Source organism: Peptoniphilus timonensis JC401, assembly GCF_000312025.1.
GTDB lineage: Bacteria > Bacillota > Clostridia > Tissierellales > Peptoniphilaceae > Peptoniphilus_A > Peptoniphilus_A timonensis.
Map to the genome: position 1 here is coordinate 155,195 of NZ_HE978594.1, position 24,019 is coordinate 179,213.

A 24,019-nucleotide genomic window follows, 5' to 3' on the forward strand; every position below is an offset into this window, starting at 1 on the left:
TGGGAAATTTGGGTGCAGGATGTGGCGCAAGTGTTGGAAAAATTTTGGGAAATGATTTTGCCATGAAGTCTGGCATTGGTCAATCTTCTGTAAAAGTTGGCGACTTAGTTGTTTCTTCTATAGTTGCCTTAAATGCTCTTGGAGATATTTTTGATTATGAAAAGGGAAAAAGAATTGCAGGAGTTTATGACAGAAAAATAAAAAATTTTTAGACACTTGTACTCTTTACGAAAAGAGTTTAAACGATTATAATCAATTTAGCCCAGCCAACACAACAATTTCTCTTGTTGCAACAAATGCAAAACTCACTAAGGCAAACTGTAATAAGATCTCACAAATGGCTCACGATGGATATGGAAGATCAATTAATCCAGTCCACACCATGAACGATGGGGATACAATTTTTACACTTGCATCTGGTGAAGTTGAAGCAGATATTAATTTAGTTGGAATTCTTGCTGCAAAAACTATTTCTAGGTCTATTGCAAATGCAATTTATTCAGCTGAGGATTCAGGTGGGCTTGTTAGTTATAGTAGCATCAAATGATGCAGGAAGGGTATCTTTTTGAACCCTATCGGAGGTAAAAAATGAATAGAAATACAGAACGTAACAGAAGGCTAGTAATAGCTGCCATGCTTGGTGCAATTACCGTTGTACTTAGTCTTACTCCCCTTGGACTAATTCCGCTTGGAGTGATTAATGCAACTACAATGCACATACCAGTAATTATTGGAGCAATAGCAGAAGGTCCAGTAGTGGGGGCTTTAGTTGGACTTATTTTTGGAGTATCTTCTCTTTTAAATGCAATTCTTAGAAATGCAAGTCCCGTTGCTTTTGTCTTTTATAATCCATTAATTTCTGTTGTGCCAAGAATTTTAATAGGTATAACTTCCTATTATTCTTACACAGCTGTGAAAAAGCTTGAAGACAAAAATTTGAGAAATCTCACAAAAGCACTTTGGGGTATTATTTCAATATTCTTAGTTTATTTACTTATCAAAAATATTAAAACAGGTGGAACAGCACTTAATATTACTTTTGTAGTAATTCTCCTTGCACTTTGCATTGGCTTTTTAGTTTATTCTTTTAAATCAAGTGAAAAGGACTTTCCTATTGCCATTGGTGCCTTTGTTGGATCAATGACTAATACTATTTTAGTTCTTGGTGGAATTTATCTTATCTATGCCAAGAGATATGTGGAAGCCTTAGATATTCCACTAGACAATGCCAAATCAGCAATTCTTGGTGTGTCAGTTACCTCAGGAATACCTGAAGCAATTCTATCTGTTATAATAACTACAGCAGTTATAAAAGCTTTAAAATCAAGAAGGGGTTAATATGTTACTTGCAATTGATATAGATAATAGGTCAACAGACTTTGGTGTCTATGATAAAGATGAACTAATAGATAAATTTTCCATTACAACTGACAAAAACAGATCCGTTGTGGAAATTAAACTGACAATTAAATTAATTTTAGATGATAAAAATATAAATCTCAGTGAAATTGATGAAATTATAATTTCCAATGTAGTTCCCGAACTTTCATCTTCTTATGAAATGATTTCAAGAGAACTAATTGGCAAAAAACCCATAGTTATATCTGCTGGAGTTAAAACTGGTCTAAATATAAAATGTGAAAATCCAAGAGAAGTTGGCAGTGACAGGATAATAAAAGCTGTAGCAGCCACTCAAAAATACAAGAGCAATATAATAATTGTGTCTGCATCATCAATTACGACAATTGACTATATCAATGCAAAAAAAGAATTCCTGGGAGGACTAATCCTTCCGGGAATCAACTTGCTTCAAGATTCACTTGTAAGAGGCAGTGCAAAACTCCCTCATGTGGAAATAAAAAGACCTGATGATATTATTGGAAAAAATACAGAAAAAGCAATTCAAAGAGGTCTTTACTTTGGCTACAAAAAAGCAGTCCTTGGGATAATTGATGAAATAATAGAATCCTATTCACTGAAAAAAGATAATACAAGTATTTTAATAACTGGTGCCTATGCCTATCTTCTTAAATTTTGTAAATACGAAATGATAAGAGAAGATGAACTTGGCATAAGTGGTTTAAAATATATTTACGACTTAAATAAAAACAAGGCTTCATAAAAATAAGCCTTGTTTTTTTATCTATATTTTATTAAATCCTTTGTATCAACCTTGTGGAAGTTGACATCAAATCCACTTAAATCCACAATCTTTTCCATAGTGTATCGGAACTGATCTATATCTCCTGTAATATAAAAATCAATTTTTCTATTTGGGATTTCTTCGTGATTTTCTTCTATATTTAAAATATTCATGGCATCAAGGACAGTTTTGTAAGCTGGATCCACCATTAAAACTTTTTTACCCTGTGAATTTAAAACTCTTTTGAAAGAATCTTCGACTAGAGGATAATGAGTGCAGCCCAAAATCATAGTGTCAAAATCATAATCGCCAAATTCATCTAAGTACTCTTTTACAATTGCATCCATATAATCTTTTTCAAACTCTCCCCTTTCAATAGCAAGAGTGAGTTTTGGACAATAAACAGATTTTAATTCAATGGATGGGTCCATAGACTTTAGTACTTTTTCATAAACTTTACTGTTTACACAAGATTTAGTTGCAACTAAAGCAATCTTCTTTGTATTTGTCCTCTCAAGTGCGTTGATGCTACCTGGTTCGACAACTCCAATTATAGGATACTTGTATTTTTCATTTGACTCTTTTAAACCATGACTTGTAGCAGTATTACAAGCAATAATAGAAAGATCTACATCTAAATCTTTGAAATATCCCATGACTTCCATTGTATAATTTTTTATTTCTTCATCAGTTCTTGCGCCATAAGGCATTCTAAGAGTATCTCCAAAAAAGACAAAATTTTTATTTTTTATTTTATTTAAAGCGACTTTTAGAACTGAAAGCCCACCGACTCCACTGTCATAAAAGCCAATCATATTTTTTCCCATTAAATCACCAACTCTTTTATTATAATACTATATAAGTTGAAAAACAAAAAGAATAATAAACATTTATAGCATAATATGTAAAATTTCATAAAAGTATTTACTAAAATTTTTCACATTTTAATTTTATAATATCATAGAAAAAAACCTGCCAACTAAGTCAGCAGGTTTTAAGTGGTGCACCTTTACGGACTCGAACCGTAGGCCCACTGATTAAGAGTCAGTTGCTCTACCAACTGAGCTAAAGGTGCATATAATAATTTTACTTTTGAGCTGTACCATCAGTACAACAAAAATAATTATAAATAAAAAAAACACTCCTGTCAAGTGTTTTTTTATTTTTTATTTCCTAAACATTCTATAATCAGCCTGCTCTTCAAACATTTCATAAATAGCATCAATAGTTCTTTCACTGGCTTCTCTAGCTTCTTCAGGATTTTTTTCTTCTATTAAATTATAAATTCTTTGCAAATTTTTGTAGTGTTTGCCATAATTTGCCTTGTTCTTAAAAATAAAATTCCCAAACCTGTAAAGTCTTTTATTTACCATAGTCATAACTTCATATAGAATTTCATTGTTTAGTGATTTTACAAGTGCTAAATTCCACTCTATTATAAGATTTTGTGCCAACTCTTCTTCCCCATTGTCTATGGCTATTCCAAGTTCTTTGTTTATTTCTTGAAAATATTTGGTGTTCTTTCCCAATCCTTTTTCTGCCAAGAGTTCGACACAAAGAGGCTCTAAAGATTTTCTCACTATATATAGATTTTTGGCTTCCTTGACAGAAATTTTAGAAACAATATATGATTTTCTTGGAAAACTTGTTACTAAACCATCATTTTCTAATTTTTTTAGAGCTTCCCTCACTGGAGTTCTAGAAACATCTAACTCAGAAGCGATTTCCATCTCTATAAGCTTATCTCCAGGTAGTAATTTGTTTTTAAAATTTTTCTTTTAAATCTCTATATACCATATTACTAAGAGATTTTTTATTAGCCTTTAATTCCAAAAATCTCACCTCCCTATTTTAAAAAATGTTTTCCTTTAGTGCATTAAATTCTTTTTTTCATTATAACATATTGAGGGTAGTTTTCTACAAAAATTTATTTTTTTATATGAAAAATATATAAATCTATAGAAAAAATGAATAATAGTCTATTCTATGGGTAAAATTATATTTGTAAAAACAATATAGAAATTTTTAGGAGGAATTATGAATAAGAAAATTTTAATGACAACTGTTGGACTTGGATTAGCACTTACTCTTTCAGCATGTGGTCCAAAAAACCAAGCTCTAAATACAAAAAATGAAAAGACAAATAATACAGCAACAACTGCTAATGCTAATACAAATGCAGCTGCAAAAGAAAATGCTAATAAAAATGCATATAAGAGTATGAATGATGCTCAAACAAAAGAAGAAACTGCAGTAAATAAGGGTGCTGTTGCAAACTTAGATCCAGGAATTGCTTTTGACGGTTTCAAAAAACTTCACGCTGACGCAAAGATTGAATCTTTCGGACTTGATGTTGAAAATGGAAAAGCCTACTACACAGTTGATGGCTACGATGCAAAAAATGAATACGAAGTTAAAGTTGATGCAGTTACTGGTGATATTGTAAAAGATGAAGTCGAAGCAGAAAACACTTCAAATAAAGTTGCTGACGTTCAAATACACATGGTTGAAGCTGTTGACAAGTTCATGGATGAAGCTTTAAAAGACGCTGGTCAAGGCTATGAAGCTGGCGAATACGAAGTTGAATACGATGACGGAAAGTATGTAGTAAGTGTTGAAGTTGTAAAGGGAAATAAAGACATCACTTATGAATATGATCTTGAAACAGGAAAATTAATAGAAAAAGATATGTAATTTAAAGAAAAAGAGGCTTTGACCTTCTTTTTTTCTTGTTTAAAATTAAAGTAAAAAAGCTTTCATCTCCACATCAAGAGATAAAAGCTTTTTTTTATTTTAAATTTTTATATCTCTGCAGGGCATCTTTATAGGCAGAAATTATTGCCTTAGTAGATGAAGCATTGTATCTTCTTTGGACTTCTTCAACAATAAGATCGTGATCATTTATATTTTTTCCAATAAAAATTCCCTTTATAAACTTTCTAGTAAGTTCAAGAGTTGCATTGGTATCCGCATCGATAATCCTGCCATCTTCTTCAACTTCAAAGGCTAAATAGAAAACTCCGTAAATCTTTGTTATTGCATTATCAGAACTAGTCCTTGCTTCTCCCGTGAGATATAAAGTATTTTTCATCCTATTCTCCAATTTCCTCATAAATTTTGAGAGAGATTTTGCCTATGATTTCTTTTGCAAGTACATTTGACTGGGCTTCATTTACTAAAATCACTAGTATATAGTTTTTCTTATTAGTAAAAAATATTCCGCCATCATTTTCTAAATTATCCAAATCGCCACTTTTATTTGCAATTTTTATATCTTCTGATAAAAATCTTTGAAGTCTACTTCTTTCCTGCTGCCTCAACAATATATCAAGGGCAAGATCAGATAAATCTTCTCTCAAAAAAGTTTTTTCATAAATCATTTTTAAGATTTTTAATATATCATGAGAAGATGTATAATTGTCAAATCCCTTTTCTTTGGCATCTAAGTCCATCATTTTTCTTTGAAGACTTGTATTTAATAGCCCAAGTTTTTCTCCAAGGTCATTTACCTCATCCATGCCAATGATTTCTATTAAAATATTTGTGGCAAAATTGTCACTTACAATTATCATAAGAGTCAAAAGCTCTCTAATAGAAAATGAGTGATTACTTGAAAGTTCTTTTAATATTCCAGATCCATCAACTTTTTCATAATCTTGAATTTTTATTTTTTCTTCAAGATCCAAGTCTTTTCTTTCAACTTTTTCTAAAAGTTTTAGCACAATTAATAACTTTATCATGCTTGCTGAAGGAACTTTTTTATCACCATTTATAGCAAATTTTTCATCTTCATCTAGGTCATAAAAGCTAATAGAAATATTTGCAGAACTGTCTTTCACCAGATCTTCTATTTCTTTTTTCAATTTATTATAGTTTATCATAGGAACACTTTCTTTTCTATCAAACTAGCTAAGTAATTTTAAAATTTGTCCCATGCCAATTCCAAAGAAGTTACCAACTGCGGCACCAAGTACTCCCATTAGAACTCCTATACCTGCATAAGATGCGTCATAGGCAGAGGCAACTATTGGAGCTGATGCTGATCCACCAATGTTAGCAAGAGATGCTGTTGAAACCATGCAAAGATCCCAGTGGAATATTTTTGAAAGTAGATACATAAGTACTACGTGAATTGCTAGGATAAATATTCCATAAACTACCCACATTGGTGCAGAGATTAGGTCTACTACTGATGCTGTTGATGCAAGTAAGGATACAACTGCGTATAGGTAAACATTTGATAATTCTTCTACTGCTGGAAGTTTTCCTATTGGTGATAGGGCACAAATAAGTCCCAATATTGTTACGAATAAAGTTGTTATTGTTCCTTTATCAAACATTGCAAGACCTGCGTTTGTAAGTCCATCAGATAGTTTTGCTCCCACTAGTTGTGAAAGTGCTGAAACTATTAGTGATAATCCAATTAGGAAAATCCAATCTGCTGAATCTGCTATTTTTCTTTCCCTTTGCTACTTCTTCTGCTGCTGCATCTGCTACTGCTTGTAGTTTTGATGTGTCAGCTTTTGTTGATTTGTTCCATTTTGGAGCGTATCTAACTGCTAATAATAGTAGGGCAATCCAAAGTGAATAACATACTGTGTCAAGTGCAAGTGCACAAGAGTAAGCTCCTGCATCTACTGGTAATGCTGCTTGCATGGCTGCCATGTTTGCTGATCCTCCAACCCAAGATGCAAATAGTGCTGCTACTGCTGCCCAAGTGTCTGTTCCCAAAGTGTGTTTAAAAATTGGATATCCAATTAAAAATCCTACAAATAATGTTGCTGAACATCCTAAGAATATTGCTACCATTCTGCCACCTAGTTTTGCAAGTTTTTTAAAGTCACAACGTAGTAACATTACAAAAATCATTGCATATAGGAGGTTGTTCTTTAGGGCTGAATATGTATCTGAACAAGCATCTGATGCATATAGACCCATTGTGCAAAATATCATGTTTAATACATAGATAAATACAAGTGGTGGAACTACATTAAAAATTTTCCATTTTGTGTATTTTTCAAGTGCTAAGAGAGCTCCTGCCACGAACATTAAAAATGCGATGTAAGTAAATCCATTAGTAATAACCATAATTATCTCCTTTCATTTTTTATTTTTATTTAAGTTAGTTTCAACTTTCTTTTTTTAATTTTGAATTTTATGATTTCAATTTTTAAATGTCTAGATATTTTATTCCCTTAACTGATTTTATTCCCAAACCAATGTTATCTGTCACTGTGACTTCTTTTTCATTGAAGACCGCTCCGCCTTCTATTGGATCTTCTGAACAAAGTACTGGTCCGTCTAAATCAATTTTTGTTATTATTTGTTTTGCACAAGCTAGATGAACTGCTGCGTTTACAGATATTTTTGCTTCTAACATGCAACCAATCATACATTCAACTCCACAAAGTTCTGCCATGCTTGTTATTTTAAGTGCATTATAAAGTCCTCCACACTTCATAAGTTTTATGTTAATCAAGTCTGCTGCTTTCATATTTAATATTGTCATGGCATCTTCAGGTGAAAATACACTTTCGTCTGCAAGAACTGGCACTATGGAATGGTCTGTTACGTATTTTAATCCTTCATAGTCATGAGCTTTTACTGGTTGTTCTACGAGTTCTATGTCCAAAAGTTTTTCTTGCATTGAGTCTAAAATCCTAACTGCTTCTTTTGGTGTCCATGCTTGGTTTGCGTCTATCCTTATTCTCACATCTGGACCAACTGCTTTTCTTATGGCTTCAAGTCTTTTTACATCAAGGCTTGGATCTATTCCCACTTTAACTTTTAGGGTGTCATATTTTCTTTTAACTGCGTCTATGGCATCTCTTGCCATTTCTTCTGGGTCGTTTACAGAAATTGTTATATCGGTAGTTATTTTTTTTCTTGATCCACCCATTAATTTGTAAACAGGAATTTTATGTAATTGTCCATATAAATCCCAAAGAGCCATGTCACAAGCTGCCTTTGCACTGGTGTTTTTAACTATAGAAGAGTTTAAGGCCATCATTAAATTTTCAAAGTCGTCAATATCTCTACCGACAATTGTTTTTATTATATGGTCCTTAAAAGCTCCTATAATGGAATATTGTGTCTCTCCTGTCACTGCTCCTGTTGGTGGTGCTTCTCCATAGCCAATATTTCCTGTGTCTGTGTGAATCTCAACTATTATGTCTTCAACGCTGTCAACTGACCTTAGAGCTGTCTTAAAAGGCACTCTCAAAGGAACAGACAAGATTCCTAATTTTACTTCTGTAATTTTCATATTTAGGTCTCCTTCCTTTATATTTTTTACAAATTATAAGTAAATATAAAAAAACCCAGCAAAATAAAAGATATTTATTTACTGGGTCTCATAATGTTTTTTGATCTACTGTAATAGCTCATGCAAAATGAAGCAGTTAATATTTACTTGTGAAAACATTTTACTATTTTTTAGCCGATTTGTCAATATATTATCAAGCTAAAGTGTGTGCCACAAAAAAACTCTGGCATTTCTACCAGAGTTAATTTATGTTTATATCTTATTCAAATTTTCCGTGACAGTTTTTATATTTTTTTCCACTTCCACATGGACATGGATCATTTCTTCCTACTTTTTCTTTTTTTCTAACGTAGGGTTTTTTCTTTCCGTCATCTGGATTTACAGTTTCAACTTCTTTTGCAACTCTAACTCTCTTAACTCTTTCAGGATTTACAACGTGGTAAAGCATCTTAACTGTATCTTCTTTTATTGACTCGTTCATTGCTTCGAACATGTCAAAACCTTCTTCTGCGTAAGCTCTAACTGGGTCAGTTTGTCCTACTGCACGAAGTCCAATTCCCTTTCTTAGTTGATCCATTGCGTCGATGTGATCCATCCATTTTTTGGTCAACATTTTGAAGTAAGGCAACTCTTTCGATTTCTCTGAATTTTTCTTCGCCGAATTCTTCTTCTTTTTCAAGATATTTTTCATCAGCAAGTTTCTTCATATAATCTTTTATAGAGTCTACAGTTGGATTTTCAAGTTTCTTTAAGAAGTCCTCTTCAAAATCAAAAGTACTTACGCCAAAGTTTCTAATTGATTCAAAATCAAGATAGTTTTTGTTGTTGTCATCAAGCTTGTTGTAGAAATCAACAGTCTTGTCGATAACATCATTTCTCATTGCTATGATGTCATCTTTTAGGTTTTCACCTTCAAGTACTCTTCTTCTTTCTGCATAAATAACTTCTCTTTGTTTATTCATAACGTCGTCATATTTTAAGACATTCTTACGAATACTAAAGTTATTACCTTCTACTTTTCTTTGAGCTGATTCAATTAGTCTTGTCAAGATTTTGTGTTCAATTGGTTCATCTTCTTCTGGATCAAGTTTAAGCATTGTTTCCTTAAATCTATCTCCAGCAAATAGTCTAATTAAATCATCATCTGCTGAAATATAAAATCTTGAAGAACCTGGGTCTCCTTGACGACCTGAACGTCCACGAAGTTGGTTATCAATACGTCTTGATTCGTGTCTTTCAGTACCAATAATTCTAAGTCCGCCAACTGCTTTAACTTCTTCAGCTTCTTTATCAGTATCAACTTTGAATTTTTTTACAAGAGCTTGATAATCTTCTCTTGCCTTTAAAATTTCTGGATCTTCTGTCTTGAAGTATGAGTCTGCATATTCAAGCATTTCATCTTCCATACCTTGTTTTTTAAGTTCTTTCTTTGCAAGATATTCAGGGTTACCACCAAGTACAATGTCGGTACCACGACCAGCCATGTTTGTAGCAATAGTAACTTGTCCAAAACGACCAGCTTGTGCAACTATTTCAGATTCTTGTTCGTGCTTTTTAGCATTCAAAACATTGTGCTTAATGCCAGCACGTTTTAAATATTTTGACAAAGCTTCTGACTTGTCAATTGAAACTGTACCAACTAGAACTGGTTGTCCCTTTTCATGTGCTTCAGCAATTTCTCTTGTAACAGCCTTGAATTTTGCATCTTCATTTAAATAAATGTGGTCGTTGTCATCTTCCCTTTGCACAGGTTTATTTGTAGGAATTTCAACAACGTCAATGTTATAAATATCTCTGAATTCGCCTTCTTCTGTCATAGCAGTACCTGTCATACCAGAAAGCTTGTCATACATTCTAAAGTAGTTTTGGAAAGTAATAGTTGCAAGAGTTTTTGATTCAGCTCTTACTTCTAGACCTTCTTTTGCTTCTATAGCTTGGTGTAATCCTTCAGAGTACCTTCTACCATACATTAGACGACCAGTAAATTCATCTACTATAATAACTTCGCCATCTTTAACAACATAATCAATGTCTTTTTTCATTGTACCTGCTGCCTTTAAAGCTTGGTTAATGTGGTGAGAAAGTTCCATGTGTTCTGCATCTGCTAAGTTTTCTATTCCAAAATATTTTTCAGCCTTAGCAATACCTTTATCAGTAAGAGTTGCAGTCTTATCTTTTTCATCTATTACATAATCAACAGTTTCTTCTTCGAATTCTCTGTTAAATCTTTCAAGATCAATTTCATCTTGGCTCTTGATTCTGTGGCTAAGTGTATTTACAAAATCTCTTGCTCTTACATATAAGTCAACAGATTCATCTCCTTGACCAGAAATAATAAGAGGAGTTCTTGCTTCGTCAATTAAAATTGAGTCAACTTCGTCGACGATACAGAAGTGTAGTCCTCTTTGAACCATTTCTTCCTTATAAATAACCATGTTATCTCTTAGGTAGTCGAAACCAAATTCGTTGTTAGTACCATAAGTGATATCTGCATTGTAAGCAGCCTTTCTGTCCTCTTGATCCATATCGTGGATAATACATCCAACAGTAAGACCCAAGAATTCATAAACCTTAGCCATCCAGTCCCTATCACGACTAGCCAAATAATCATTTACAGTTACAACATGAGTACCCTTACCTTCAAGAGCATTTAAGTAAGCTGGTAGTGTAGCAACAAGTGTCTTACCTTCACCAGTTTTCATTTCAGCAATTCTACCTTGATGAAGAATAATACCACCGATAACTTGAACTCTAAAGTGCTTCATGCCAAGCACTCTCCAAGCAGCTTCCCTTACAACAGCAAAAGCTTCTGGAAGTAAATCATCAGTAGTTTCACCATTTTTAATTCTATTTTTAAATTCTTCAGTTTTGTCTTTAAGCTCATTATCAGAAAGTTTTTCCATCTCGCCTTCGAGACTCATAACTTTATTCACAAGGGGCTCGATTTTTTTAGTTCCCTTTCACTGTAGGTACCAAAAATCTTTTCCATTAAACCCATTTTACCACTCCTTTTACCCGACGTATTATTTTATCATTAAATGGCATATTTTACAATAAAAATCACTTTTCATATATCTCTATAAATTATATTGTTACTAATATTTAATGTCAATATAAATAAGATAATTACTTAATTTAAATCCTATCTAAACATAACAAACTATACAAATTAAAAGTTTTATTATAAAATGTATTAAATGAAGAGGAGGTTAATATGATACTAGTAGTTGACTTTGGCGGCCAATACAATCAGTTAATAGCAAGAAGAATAAGAGACTTAAATATTTACTGTGAAGTTGTCCCATACAACAAGGCCTTAAAAGAATTAGAAAATAGAAAAAATGTAGAAGGAATAATATTTACAGGTGGACCTAACTCAGTATACGAAGAAGGAGCACCACAAATAGAAAAAGAAATCTTCGACAAAAATATTCCAATCCTTGGTCTTTGCTATGGAATGCAAATCATGGCCCACACATTAGGTGGAAAAGTAATAAAATCACCTAAAGAAAGAGAATTTGGAAAAACAAAAATAGAAACAAAAAAATCAGAAATCTTCGAAAACTTATCCCAAGAAGAAACAGTTTGGATGAGTCATGTAGACAGAGTTGAAAAAGCTCCAGAAGGATTCGAAATAATAGCAAACAGTGCTAACTGCCCAATAGCAGCAATGGCAAATGTAGACAAAAAACTCTATGCCCTACAATTCCATCCAGAAGTAAACCATTCAGTCCACGGAAAAGAAATGTTAGAAAACTTTGCAGTAAAAATCTGTGGAGCAAAAAAAGATTGGACAATGGAAAACTACGCCAAAAAATCAATCCAAGAAATAAAAGAAAAAGTCGCTGACGGTAAAGTACTCCTTGCCCTATCAGGTGGAGTTGACTCATCAGTAACAGCTGCCCTACTATCAAAAGCAGTTGGCGAAAACCTAACTTGCATCTTCGTAGACCACGGTCTAATGAGAAAAAATGAAGGTGACGAAGTAGAAGAAGCCTTTAAAAATTCAGGCATGCACTTCATAAGAGTAGACGCAGAAAAAAGATTTTTAGATAAACTATCTGGCGTGACAGACCCAGAAAAGAAAAGAAAAATCATTGGCGAAGAATTTATAAGAGTCTTTGAAGAAGAAGGCCAAAAAATAAAATCCGTAGACTTTCTTGCACAAGGAACAATATATCCAGACGTAATAGAATCAGGACTAGGCGACTCCGCAGTAATAAAATCCCACCACAATGTTGGAGGACTACCTGACTTCGTTGACTTTAAAGAAATAATAGAACCACTTCGCATGCTATTTAAAGACGAAGTACGTGACTTAGGACGAGAACTTGGACTAGCAGACTATCTAGTAGATAGACAACCCTTCCCTGGACCAGGACTTGCCATAAGAGTAATGGGCGAAATAACAAAAGAAAAATTAGACATACTTCGCGATGCAGATAAAATCTTTAGAGACGAATTAGAAAAAGCAAAACTAGAAGACATCAACCAATACTTTGCAGTCCTAACAAATAACAGAACCGTAGGAGTAATGGGCGACTTTAGAACTTATGACTATACCCTTGCCCTTCGTGCAGTATCAACAACAGACTTTATGACAGCAGACTTTGCAAGAATACCTTGGGAAATCTTGGATAAAGTATCAAATAGAATAGTAAATGAAGTAGACCATATAAATAGAATAGTGTATGACATAACATCAAAACCCCCAGCAACAATTGAGTGGGAATAAAAATTATAAATAGAAAATTTTAAGTGATGCCACAAATTAATTATTGTAGCATCACTTTTTTATTATTTAAGTATTTAACTTATTTTTTATTATTACTAACAATGATATAATTAAAATAATATAGTAAAATACAGATAAATTTTTATTTGATTTAACTTGTATTTAAAATTTAGTAGAATTTTGTAAAAAATATTGGAGGAACAAATCAATGAAATTAATTAGTTTGTTTTCTGGTGCAGGGGGACTTGACCTAGGTTTTCAAAAAGCTGGTTATGAGATAGTCGCAGCCAACGAATTTGACAAAACAATTTGGGAAACATACGAAAAAATCATGATAATAAACTTATAAAAGGTGATATTTGTGAAATTTCATCTGATAAATTTCCAGACTGTGATGGTATAATTGGTGGACCTCCCTGCCAATCTTGGAGTGAAGCAGGTGCTTTAAAAGGAATCGATGATCCAAGAGGACAATTATTCTATGAATACATAAGAATTTTAAAAGATAAAAAACCTAAATTTTTTCTTGCGGAAAATGTAAAAGGTATGATGGCAAAAAGACATAATTCTGCAGTTAAGAATATAGTATCTCAGTTTGAAGATGCAGGGTATGATGTCTTTATTCATTTATTAAATGCCAGTGATTACGGTGTACCACAAGACAGAAAAAGAGTATTTTATGTTGGATTTAGAAAAGATTTAAATGTAAATTTTGATTCTCCACCTGAAAAATATAATTATAAACTAACTTTTAGAGACGCAATTTATGATCTGAAAGATAATGTTATTCCTGCACTCCCCAAAAATAAAACCAATGGAGATAAATGTAACTTTGTTAATCATGAATATTTTATAGGCGCCTACTCACCTATTTTTATGAGTAGAAACCGAGTTCGTGGATGGGGTGAACAAGCTTTTACTGTGCAAGCCTCAGGAAGACAGTGTCAACTACACCCACAAGCCCCAAAAATGATTAAAATAGAAAAAAATAAGCAAATTTTTAAACCTGGAAGTGAAAATTTATATAGAAGGTTATCTGTAAGAGAATGTGCTAGAATTCAAGGATTTCCTGATGATTTTAAATTTTATTACACTAATTTGAATGATGCCTATAAGATGATAGGCAATGCTGTACCAGTAAATCTTGCTTATGAAATGGCAAAATCAATTAAAATGGCACTCGTTAAACCAAATAAGTTTAGTAGACCTAAACAATTACAAATGATTTGAGGTATTATTATGACTGATAAAAGCAATAATAAGGGAAGAGCTTATGAGTTTGCATATCTCAATACTCTTCACGAAGAAATTTCAAAATACAGACCTTCTAATATTGATAAGAACTCAAGTTATCATGCAGCTGAAAAAGCTTGGAATACTTTAGAAGAATCGGAAAAAGATATATACAAAATAAGTGCTTTGGCTGGAACTAATACAATTTTAGAACTTGAACCCTTAATTTTAGACGACGGTAATGATGAATTAGAACTAAAAATCCAAACTGATGATATGGGTAAGGCTGGAGATGTAAGGGATATCCTTATAATTAGAAAAGGAATAGAATGGGAAATTGGGCTTAGTATAAAGCACAATCATTTTGCTGTTAAGCACAGCAGATTATCTAAAGTATTAGACTTTGGAGAAAAATGGTACGGTATAAAATGCTCTGATAAATATTGGGAAGATATAAAGCCTATTTTTGATTATTTAGAAGATGAAAAGGCAAAAGGATCAAAATGGAGAGATCTTCCTAGCAAAGAAGATGATGTTTATTTACCTCTTCTAAATGCTTTTAAGGATGAAATAGATAGGCAAAACAATGTTTATGGTAAAGATATTCCAAAATTAATGGTTGAGTATCTTCTTGGAGAGTTTGATTTTTATAAAGTGATTGGTCTTGACAGTAAACAAATGACACAAGTTCAAAGCTATAACCTAAGAGGTACTTTGAATAAAGAAGGCATAAAACGCAAAAGAAGTGTCAAGTTGCCGATAGCTTCGTTACCAACAAGAATTGTAAGCTTAGAATTTAGACCAGGAAGCAAAAATACTTTGGAACTATACCTTGATAGGGGTTGGCAATTTAGCTTTAGAATACACAATGCAGCAACTAAAGTAGAAACAAGTTTGAAGTTTGATATACAAATAATAGGTATGCCTACTACTATTATTTCTATAGATTGTAAGTGGAAGTAGGTAAAAAACATAATAATATTGTAAAAATTTATTTTATTTATAAGGAGAATTATGGCAAATATAAATGATTTTAAATTGGTTAATAAGTATTCTAAAGATTATTTTAAGAATATAAAAACAAATAATAAAATTAATGAGAGTCAGAATAAAAGATTAGGTTTTTATTTATTGATTTTAGAGTGTGTTACAGGAAATCCTAATCTAGACGAATTACAAGATTCAATAATAGATACAGAATTTTGTAAATTAGTATACAATGAGCAAAATAATGATTTGGGTATTGATGCAGTATATATAGATGAAGAACAAAAAATAGTAAAGCTTTTTAATTTTAAATTTCGAGAAAATTTTAAAAAAAATAGAGGACAGAAAGAAGGTAATATTCTTGATAGTTCTAAATTTCTAATGAAATTAAACAGTGGAAATTTTGATGGTGTAGATTCAAGAACAAGAAAAAAACTTGAAAGAATACAATCCCATTTCGACTCGGAAGAAATTTGGAAAACTGAATTATATTTAGTATCTAATGATAATATTGCTTTATCTGCTGATAATAATACAATAAACGACTTTAAAGATGCCTACGATATAATTGTTAAACCTATAACTTTAGACGATGTTGTTAGCTACATATCAGAAAGACCTGATGATTTAAGTGCAGAATTTATAATTGATTCTAACTCTGTTCTTACCTATGAAGAAAACCCTTTAGAATCGCAAAAATCATATTTAGTTAAATTACCATTATCAACTTTAGTAAGAATAACTTGTAGTGATCCTGAAAAAAGGAAAAATAAATCTATGAGTGATATTTCAGATCTCAGAAGTGTTCAATTAGAGTTAGGTATACTTTATGATAATGTAAGAGGATATCTTGGAAACACAAAATTTAACAAAAGAATTTTAGATACTTTAAAAGAAGATCCTTCTAAATTTTTTATGTATAATAACGGAATTACTATTACTGCTCAAAATATAATCATGCAATCAATAAATGGCAGAAAAAAATATTCATGTAAAATTGAGGGTTTTCAAGTAGTTAATGGTGGTCAATCTCTGCGTACTATATATGAATATAAAAAAGAGGATTTTAATGAAACAAATTTAGCAACTGCTGAAGTGCTTGTAAGATTGTTTAAAACAGAGTTTGACGAAGAGTTGACTAATAATATTGCTGAATATACTAACAGTCAAAATGCAATTTCATCAGTAGATTTAAAGTCTATTAGTAATCTACAAATTCAAATAGAAAAATACCTAGAATCAGAAAATATAGATTATATAAGAAAAGCTGGCGACGTAAAACCAAAAGATAAAGTATTCACATATAGAATAACAATGGAAAGGCTCGCACAAATTATATATTCTTACAATAAATTCCCAGATAGATCCACAAATCAAAAATCTCAACTTTTCGAAAAATATTATGATGATATTTTTCCAAAAGACAACATTGACTTTGACTTTTATATTGAATTAATTAATTTGTATAAATCCGTTGAAGATGCGTATGAAAAATCAAAATATAAAAGTTATAATCAAAAATATTTGTATGTAATTTATCTTAAGGGATTATACAAAGAAGAACCAGTAAACAAATTTGTTGATGTAATCGAATCCACTTTAAAAGAGTATAAAAAAGATGAAAATTTATCTGATGCTAGAAAGTTAATACAAAAAGGATTTAAAGAATTATTATTTGATAACGCTGAAAAGTTATTTTGAATTTTAATGTAATAATTATCAGCTTACTATTTTTATAATAAATATTTTGGATTATAAATTAATTAATATTGCTGTATAAATAGCAACACAATATTATGGACTTAATTAATGATTTTAAATCATTGAATACCAATAAATTTTCATTTTGGTTACAGTAAAATCTTATGTGTTTCATAGTGAAAAAAATAATATTAAAAGGATATCTCATAGATAGTGTATAAATGCAAACATAATTCATTATATAATTAATTCTCCGGTACTGGACTAAAAATCTAAAAACGTCCTATAATTAGGTGGATTTGATGATACTCTAAAAAAAGGAAACTTGTATTTTGAAAGGTTTGGGATATATCGGACGTTTGGAAAAGTTGAGTGTGAATAAAAATTAATATAAACTCTTAAGACCTTAGTTAATACTATGGTCTTATTTATTTGTCATGATACGAAATCATAGCTATAAGAATTTTCTAAAGTGTGTTATTATATCTAGAAAATATAAAACATTTTTAAGATTAAATTTTAAATGTTAAATCTTGAAATAATTAAGCTGGATTAGCTTACTTAATAATTTTTGAAGAGTTAATTTTTTCAAAAAACAATTTTAATGTTTTCAACTTAATTTTATATCTTGAAAATTTAATCTATCAAATCAATAATAAGGAGTGAAAAAATGTCAATGACAATTTTGAAGTATTAAATGAATCAGCAATTCGTGGAAAAATTATTGTAAGGACGAGTATTATCGGAATAATCACCAATGTTTTATTAGCGGTCTTCAAGGCGATACTTGGTTTTTTTGTCAATTCCATTGCCTTAACCCTTGATGCTGTTAATAACTTGTCTGATGCTCTTTCTTATCTTGTAACTATTATAGGAGAAAAACTCGCAAGCAAAGCACCAGATAAGAAGCATCCTATGGGTTATGGAAGGATTAAATATATTTCTTCTATGATTATAGCTGCCCTTGTCCTCTATGCTGGAATCACTTCTCTAGTGGAGTGTGTTAAAAAAATTATTAACCCAAGCCCTGCTTCATATACTAAGCTTTCAATATTTGTAATTGGTCTCGCTGTTGTAGTGAAGTTTTTCTTAGGAAAATATGTCAAAGGACAAGGAAAAAAGTAAACTCAGGCGCTTTGATTGCATCTGGGTCAGATGCCCTATTTGATTCAATTCTTTCACTTTCTGTTTTTATTTCTGCTATTATTTTTATAACTTTTGGACTCTCTCTCGAAGCTTATGTAGGTCTTGTCATCTCTGTCTTTATGATTAAGGCTGGTATAGAAATGATTTTATCTACTATTGATGATTTAATTGGTCATAGATCTGATCCAAAAATGGTTAAAAAAATTAAAGGATTAGTAAAAGAAGAAGAACCTGTAATTGGAGTATATGATCTTGCACTTTTTAATTATGGTCCTAACAAATATTACTGCACTCTTCATGTTGAGCTTCCAGACAGTATGGATGTTGATGAGGTAGATAAACTTACAAGAAAATTACAATATAAAGTCTATAAAAAAACTGGTATTATTTTGATTGCTCTAGGTGTTTATTCCTACAACACAAGGGACGAGGAAGCTGGAGAAATTAGGAGGACAATTGAAAGAAAGATAATGTCCCACGATTGGGCCCTCCAAGTTCATGGATTTTATGTTGACACAAAAAATAAAAGTATTAGATTTGATGTTGTCTTGAGTTTTGATGTAGAAAGAGATGAGGCTTTAAAAATTATTGAAGAAGAAATTTCTACACTTTATCCTGATTACAAAATTCAAATTGTTCCAGATATTGATTTATAATTTTAACGGCCCACTAAGAGCCTTTTTTATTTTCACATTTTAAAATTTTATCTTGACTATCCCCTTTCTAATTTGTCATAACTTATCTTTCCTTTCTTTATTATAGACCCCTAGCAATTGACAACTTTAGTAAATAATTGTATAATCGAAAAAATTACTTTTAACATTCTACCTATATTAATGGTTCTTTTGTGAGATTTTTCTTCCCAATTCTGGGGCAGAATTTTTTTATTTGTTTTTAGAAATTATATTTTTTATTTTCACAAATTTATGTTAAAGAATTTTATTCGCTTACTTATTTTAGATTACTTAAAAAGGAGAAAAAGATGAAAGTCGCAAAATTTGGTGGCAGCTCACTTGCCGATGCTCGTCAGCTGAAAAAAGTTAAGGATATTATTCTGGAAGATGACGCAAGAAAGTACATCGTGGTTTCTGCGCCTGGAAAAGGTGTTAACAACAATCACAAGGTCACTGACCTTCTAGCAATGTGCCACGAGCTAAGTGCGCACGAATTGAATTTTAATGAAGTTTACAAGATCATCGAAAATGTTTTTAAAAATATTGTTGATGATCTTGTTTTGGATATTGACATAAATAGTATTTTATCTAATGTTAAAGATGAAATTAGTAAAGGCGCAAGTTATGATTTTGTCATAAGCCGTGGCGAATTTATTAGTGCTCAAGTTCTAGCTTCTTATTTGGGATATGATTTTGTTGATGCTAAAGATCTTATTGTATTCACAAATGGAGTTTTAGATTTAGAAAAGTCAGAAGAAAATATTAAAAATGTTTTGACTAAACACGATAGGGCTGTAATACCTGGTTTTTATGGTGTAAAAGAAGATGGAAAGGTAAAGACTTTTTCTCGTGGTGGGTCTGACGTGACTGGTTCTGTAATTGCTTCTGCCCTTGATGCCGAAATGTATGAAAATTTTACAGATGTTTCTGGATTTTTAGTTGCAGATCCAAAAATAGTAAAAAATCCTGCACCAATGGGAACTATTACTTATAAAGAACTTAGAGAACTTTCTTACATGGGTGCAAAAGTTTTACACGAAGAGGCAATCTTCCCACTTAGGGACAAAAATATTCCAATTAATATAAAAAATACCAATGCCCCTCATGAAAAAGGTACTTTGATTTTATCCAAGTGCGATGTGAAAAATAAAAATATTTTAACTGGTATTTCTGGCAAAAAAGATTTTACTGTTATAAATCTTGAAAAAGTAAATATGAATACTGAAAAAGACTTTTTCAGAAAGTTAACTACAGTTTTTGAATCTAATGACATTTCTATTGAACATATGCCATCGAGTATTGATTCTGTTTCTGTACTTGTTGCAGATTCTTTTATAACAGCTAAATTAAATAAGGTTCTTGAAGAATTAAAAATTTATCTTAATGTGGACAATCTTTCTTGGGAAAGAGATATTTCCCTTATTGCTGTTGTTGGTCGTGGCATGATCAATGAAAAAGGTGTTTCTTCTAGGACATTTACTGCTCTTGCCAGAGAGGGCATTAATATAAAGATGATAAGTCAAGGTTCCAGCGAAATTAATATTATTATTGGAGTTGAAACTAAGGATTTTGAAAAGGCAATTCGTGCTATTTACAAAGAATTTTACAAGGAGGACTAAAGATGAAGAAAGTTAATGTAGCTGTTGTAGGTGCAACTGGTTTAGTTGGAAGTATGATGTTAAAGGTTCTAAGTGAAGAAAATTTTCCAATAGACAATTTATATTTATTTAGTTCGAAAAAATCTGCAGGTAAAAAAATTGAATACTGTGGAAAAGAATATACTGTTGAAGAATTAAAGGAAGATTCTTTTGAAGGAAGAGATATTAAAATTGCTCTTTTCTCTGCCGGTGGTTCTGTAAGTGAAAAATTTGCTCCCCTTGCTGCAAAAGCTGGTGCAACAGTTGTAGATAACTCTTCAGCTTTTAGAATGGACCCAGAAGTTCCACTAGTTGTTCCTGAAATAAATCCTGAAGATATAAAAAATAATAAGGGCATAATTGCAAATCCAAATTGTTCTACAATTCAATCTGTTTTGCCACTTAAACCAATACACGACAAATACAAGATCAAGAGAGTTATTTATTCTACTTACCAATCTGTTTCAGGATCTGGCATAAAAGGTATCTCAGACTTGGAAAAGGGAACTAATCTTGCCTACAAGTATCCAATTAAAAATAACTGCATACCACAAATTGATGTATTTTTAGATAACGGTTACTCCAAGGAAGAAATGAAAATGATAAATGAAACTAAAAAGATTTTTCATGACGACTCCCTACTTGTGACTGCAACAACTGTGAGAGTCCCTGTTAGAAATTCTCACTCCATATCAATAAATGTTGAAGTGGAAAAAGCTTTTGAAGTTTCCGACGTGAAAAAAATTATCTCAGAATATCCTGGCATGGTCTTAGAAGACGATCTTGCAAATGAAGTTTACCCAATGCCACTTATGGCAGCTGACAAAAACGAAGTCTTTGTTGGAAGAATTAGACGTGACTTTACTGTAGAAAACGGACTAAATCTTTGGTCTTGTGCCGACAATATAAGAAAGGGAGCTGCAACTAACGCAGTACAAATTGCTAAAAAAGTCTTGGAGGTTTAATTTGAAAATTGCAATAATGGGCTTCGGCACAGTGGGAACTGGCGTCGAAGAAATCTTGTTCAAAAAAAGAGATGTCCTCTTAAAAAATAATTTTGATATAGAAATAGAAAAAATTTTAATAAAAAATAAAAATAAAGAAAGGTTTCCTCACAATAAGGATCTAGTATTTACAGATGACTTTGATGAAATTTTAAATTCTGATGTGGATACAGTTATTGATGTCACTTCAAATCTAGAAGAAACTTATGAAAGAATTGTAAAATTAATGAAAGCTGGCAAAAATATTGTAACTGCCAATAAGGCTGTTGTTTCTAAATATTTTGAAAATTTAAATAAGCTTGCAAGAGAAAATAATATTTACTTTTCCTATGAAGCTTCAGTGGCCGGTGCAATCCCTATAATTCATCCTATTATGGAAGAAGCTTTCTTTAGTCAAATGGATAAGGTCTATGGAATTTTAAATGGAACATCAAATTATATTCTCTCAAAGATGGAACTTGAAGGCTCATCTTATGAAGATGTACTAAAGGATGCACAAGATCTTGGCTATGCCGAAGCTGATCCAACAGCTGATGTTGGTGGTTTTGATGCCATGAGAAAAATAAGAATTCTATCTTCACTTATTTATAATGCAAAAATAGAAGAAGATGACATCTTCACTTTTGGAATTTCGAATATAAAAAAATCTGATTTTGATTTCGCAAAAGAAAAGGGCCATTCTATTAGACTTCTTGCCAAATCAAAACTTTCAGATGGAAAAATAAATATTTCTGTAATACCAACTTTTTTAAAAGACAACTTTTTTGCAAAAACTTTTGATGGAACTAATGCTATAAAAGTTTGGGGCGAAAACTTTTCTTCCTATGAATTAAAGGGACCTGGTGCAGGTAAACTTGAAACTGCTGATGCAATTATGCGTGATCTCTTGAGAATTCTTGCTAAAAGAGAAATCAAAACTTTTTATGATGCAGAAAATTCCTATGAAGTCACAAATAATTTGAAAAATAAATTTTATATTAGGACTTCAAAAATCTCTAACCAATTAAAAAATTTAGTAGAAGAAGAAAAATACATTGGACAAGATCATCATATAATCACTAAAAAAATAAGTCTTGATGACCTAGAAGATTCTATAAAAGATCTTGACGATATATTTATAGCAGAAATGGAGGAGGAAATATGAAATTTTTATCAACAAGAAATTCTAATTTAAAAATTTCTGGCAGAGAAGCTATTGTTAAAGGAATTTCTGAAGACGGTGGACTTTTTGTTCCAGAATCCTTCCCTTCCTTTGACATAATGGAAAATTTAGATCTTTCCTACACAGATCTTGCCCACAAAATTTTGTCTCTTTATCTTACAGATTTTGACAGCCAAGATTTGTTAAAAATTATAGAAAAATCTTATGCATCTTTTGAAGATGAAATTGCAAAAGTAACTTGCAAAAAAGATTTCTATCTTGAACTTTATCACGGAAGAACTTCTGCCTTTAAAGACTTTGCCCTTTGCCTACTTCCAAATCTTTTGGCTTATGCAAAAAAATCTCTTGGCATCAAGGACAAAACTTTGATTTTGACAGCAACTTCAGGCGACACTGGAAAAGCTGCCCTTGAAGGATTTTACAACACAGAAGACATTGATATCTTGGTCTTATATCCAACTGAAGGAGTCAGCTCAATTCAAAAAGCACAAATGGATACAACAGATTCTCTTAACTCTAAGGTTATTTCCATCGACGGAAACTTTGACGATGCTCAAACTGCTGTCAAAAAAATATTTAATGATAAAAAAATTAAGGAAGAATTAAAAAAAGAAAATATTTATTTATCTTCTGCCAACTCTATTAACATTGGCAGGCTTCTTCCCCAAATAGTTTATTATTTTTATTCTTATGCAGACTTAGTTAAAAAAGAAAAAATTTCTGCAGGAGAAAAAATTTCTTTCTGTGTCCCTACAGGAAACTTTGGAGATATTTTGGCAGGATATTATGCAAAAGAAATGGGTCTTCCAGTAGAAAAACTTGTAATTGCGTCAAATGACAACAATGTCTTGACAGACTTTTTCACAAGTGGGACTTACGATGCAAATAGAGAGCTTGTAAAGACAATCTCCCCTTCTATGGATATCTTAGTTTCATCAAATCTTGAGAGATTAATTTTCCACAAGTCATCTGATGAAATTGTAAAAGAAAAAATGAAGGACTTAAATGATTCTCACATCTTCACTTTTGAAGGCGACTTTGATGAATTTTTGTGTGGCTATGCCAGCGAAGAAGAAACAAAAAATACAATAGCAAAAACTTTTAAAGAAGAAGGATATTTGATGGATCCTCACACAGGCGTTGCAAAAAATATTGTGGATAAGCTTGAACTTAAAAAAACTGTAATCTTATCAACTGCAAGCCCTTACAAATTTTCATCATCAGTCCTAGATGCTCTTGGCGAAAATATTTCCAAGGATGAATTTGAAAATATAAATATTCTCCATGAAAAAACAGGAGTTAAAATTCCTAGTGAAATTAAAAATTAAGAAA

Annotated in this window: 18 protein-coding genes, 1 tRNA gene and 4 pseudogenes; 14 read left to right on the plus strand and 9 right to left on the minus strand. The window is 31.6% G+C overall.

What is annotated here, in order from left to right:
* From HGPT_RS10520 to HGPT_RS04470, 3 genes and pseudogenes are all read left to right on the plus strand, one after another.
* Positions 1 to 547, plus strand: a pseudogene (locus tag HGPT_RS10520) (P1 family peptidase); the annotation flags it as partial.
* 41 nt (positions 548 to 588) lie between these two features.
* Positions 589 to 1,338 (plus strand): ECF transporter S component, encoded by a 750-nt coding sequence (locus HGPT_RS04465; RefSeq protein WP_019138661.1) that lies wholly within the window; start codon positions 589 to 591, stop codon positions 1,336 to 1,338.
* Position 1,339: 1 nt separating this feature from the next.
* A complete protein-coding gene (locus HGPT_RS04470; RefSeq protein ID WP_019138662.1) occupies positions 1,340 to 2,122 on the plus strand; it encodes a type III pantothenate kinase in 783 nt (260 codons plus the stop codon).
* 17 nt (positions 2,123 to 2,139) lie between these two features.
* Here HGPT_RS04470 and murI read toward each other — a convergent pair whose 3' ends face one another.
* The 3 genes from murI to HGPT_RS04485 all read right to left on the minus strand — a co-directional run bounded on the left by murI (position 2,140) and on the right by HGPT_RS04485 (position 3,873).
* A complete protein-coding gene (gene murI / locus HGPT_RS04475) occupies positions 2,140 to 2,970 on the minus strand; it encodes a glutamate racemase (protein WP_019138663.1) in 831 nt (276 codons plus the stop codon).
* Between the two features lie 172 nt (positions 2,971 to 3,142).
* Positions 3,143 to 3,218 (minus strand) — tRNA-Lys (locus HGPT_RS04480).
* Between the two features lie 91 nt (positions 3,219 to 3,309).
* On the minus strand, positions 3,310 to 3,873 hold the full coding sequence (locus tag HGPT_RS04485; RefSeq protein WP_019138664.1) for a GntR family transcriptional regulator: 564 nt from the start codon (positions 3,871 to 3,873) through the stop codon (positions 3,310 to 3,312).
* Positions 3,874 to 4,180: 307 nt separating this feature from the next.
* Between HGPT_RS04485 and HGPT_RS04490 the strand changes: the two genes are divergently transcribed.
* Positions 4,181 to 4,837: a PepSY domain-containing protein gene (locus tag HGPT_RS04490; protein ID WP_019138665.1), complete on the plus strand. Its 657-nt coding sequence runs from the start codon at positions 4,181 to 4,183 to the stop codon at positions 4,835 to 4,837.
* Between the two features lie 94 nt (positions 4,838 to 4,931).
* Here the strand turns inward: HGPT_RS04490 and HGPT_RS04495 are convergent, their stop codons facing one another.
* The 6 genes and pseudogenes from HGPT_RS04495 to secA form a co-directional block, all read right to left on the minus strand.
* Entirely contained in the window at positions 4,932 to 5,234 is a 303-nt protein-coding gene (locus HGPT_RS04495) for a DUF3870 domain-containing protein (protein WP_019138666.1), read from the minus strand.
* A 1-nt stretch (position 5,235) separates the two neighbouring features.
* On the minus strand, positions 5,236 to 6,024 hold the full coding sequence (locus tag HGPT_RS04500) for a serine hydrolase (RefSeq protein WP_019138667.1): 789 nt from the start codon (positions 6,022 to 6,024) through the stop codon (positions 5,236 to 5,238).
* A 24-nt stretch (positions 6,025 to 6,048) separates the two neighbouring features.
* Positions 6,049 to 6,528 (minus strand): DUF819 family protein, encoded by a 480-nt coding sequence (locus HGPT_RS09905; RefSeq protein WP_425357421.1) that lies wholly within the window; start codon positions 6,526 to 6,528, stop codon positions 6,049 to 6,051.
* Positions 6,509 to 7,231, minus strand: a complete 723-nt coding sequence (locus HGPT_RS09910; RefSeq protein WP_245544132.1) for a DUF819 family protein — start codon at positions 7,229 to 7,231, stop codon at positions 6,509 to 6,511. The genes HGPT_RS09905 and HGPT_RS09910 overlap by 20 nt, the downstream gene beginning before the upstream one ends.
* 82 nt (positions 7,232 to 7,313) lie before the next feature.
* Positions 7,314 to 8,408: a dipeptide epimerase gene (locus tag HGPT_RS04510; RefSeq protein WP_019138668.1), complete on the minus strand. Its 1,095-nt coding sequence runs from the start codon at positions 8,406 to 8,408 to the stop codon at positions 7,314 to 7,316.
* 259 nt (positions 8,409 to 8,667) lie between these two features.
* Positions 8,668 to 11,406, minus strand: a pseudogene (gene secA / locus HGPT_RS04515) (preprotein translocase subunit SecA).
* Between the two features lie 216 nt (positions 11,407 to 11,622).
* Here secA and guaA point away from each other — a divergent pair.
* From guaA to thrC, 10 genes and pseudogenes are all read left to right on the plus strand, one after another.
* Positions 11,623 to 13,143, plus strand: a complete 1,521-nt coding sequence (gene guaA, locus HGPT_RS04520) for a glutamine-hydrolyzing GMP synthase (RefSeq protein WP_019138669.1) — start codon at positions 11,623 to 11,625, stop codon at positions 13,141 to 13,143.
* A 208-nt stretch (positions 13,144 to 13,351) separates the two neighbouring features.
* A pseudogene (locus tag HGPT_RS04525) lies at positions 13,352 to 14,373 on the plus strand (DNA cytosine methyltransferase).
* Between the two features lie 9 nt (positions 14,374 to 14,382).
* Positions 14,383 to 15,339, plus strand: coding sequence for a HaeIII family restriction endonuclease (locus HGPT_RS04530; RefSeq protein WP_019138670.1), 957 nt, complete (start codon positions 14,383 to 14,385; stop codon positions 15,337 to 15,339).
* 51 nt (positions 15,340 to 15,390) lie between these two features.
* A complete protein-coding gene (locus HGPT_RS04535) occupies positions 15,391 to 17,064 on the plus strand; it encodes an AIPR family protein (protein WP_019138671.1) in 1,674 nt (557 codons plus the stop codon).
* 783 nt (positions 17,065 to 17,847) lie between these two features.
* Positions 17,848 to 18,320 (plus strand): annotated as a pseudogene (locus HGPT_RS09920) (cation diffusion facilitator family transporter); the annotation flags it as partial.
* Positions 18,321 to 18,401: 81 nt separating this feature from the next.
* Positions 18,402 to 18,866 carry a cation transporter dimerization domain-containing protein gene (locus tag HGPT_RS09925; RefSeq protein ID WP_342626065.1) on the plus strand — a complete coding sequence of 155 codons (465 nt, stop codon included), beginning with the start codon at positions 18,402 to 18,404 and terminating at the stop codon, positions 18,864 to 18,866.
* 326 nt (positions 18,867 to 19,192) lie between these two features.
* Positions 19,193 to 20,503, plus strand: coding sequence for an aspartate kinase (locus HGPT_RS04545; RefSeq protein ID WP_019138672.1), 1,311 nt, complete (start codon positions 19,193 to 19,195; stop codon positions 20,501 to 20,503).
* 2 nt (positions 20,504 to 20,505) lie between these two features.
* The gene (locus tag HGPT_RS04550; protein ID WP_019138673.1) at positions 20,506 to 21,486 is read left to right on the plus strand and encodes an aspartate-semialdehyde dehydrogenase; all 981 of its coding nucleotides are present in this window, start codon (positions 20,506 to 20,508) and stop codon (positions 21,484 to 21,486) included.
* A gap of 1 nt (position 21,487) precedes the next feature.
* A complete protein-coding gene (locus HGPT_RS04555) occupies positions 21,488 to 22,669 on the plus strand; it encodes a homoserine dehydrogenase (protein ID WP_019138674.1) in 1,182 nt (393 codons plus the stop codon).
* The gene (gene thrC / locus HGPT_RS04560; protein ID WP_019138675.1) at positions 22,666 to 24,015 is read left to right on the plus strand and encodes a threonine synthase; all 1,350 of its coding nucleotides are present in this window, start codon (positions 22,666 to 22,668) and stop codon (positions 24,013 to 24,015) included. The genes HGPT_RS04555 and thrC overlap by 4 nt, the downstream gene beginning before the upstream one ends.
* Positions 24,016 to 24,019: the final 4 nt, after the last annotated feature.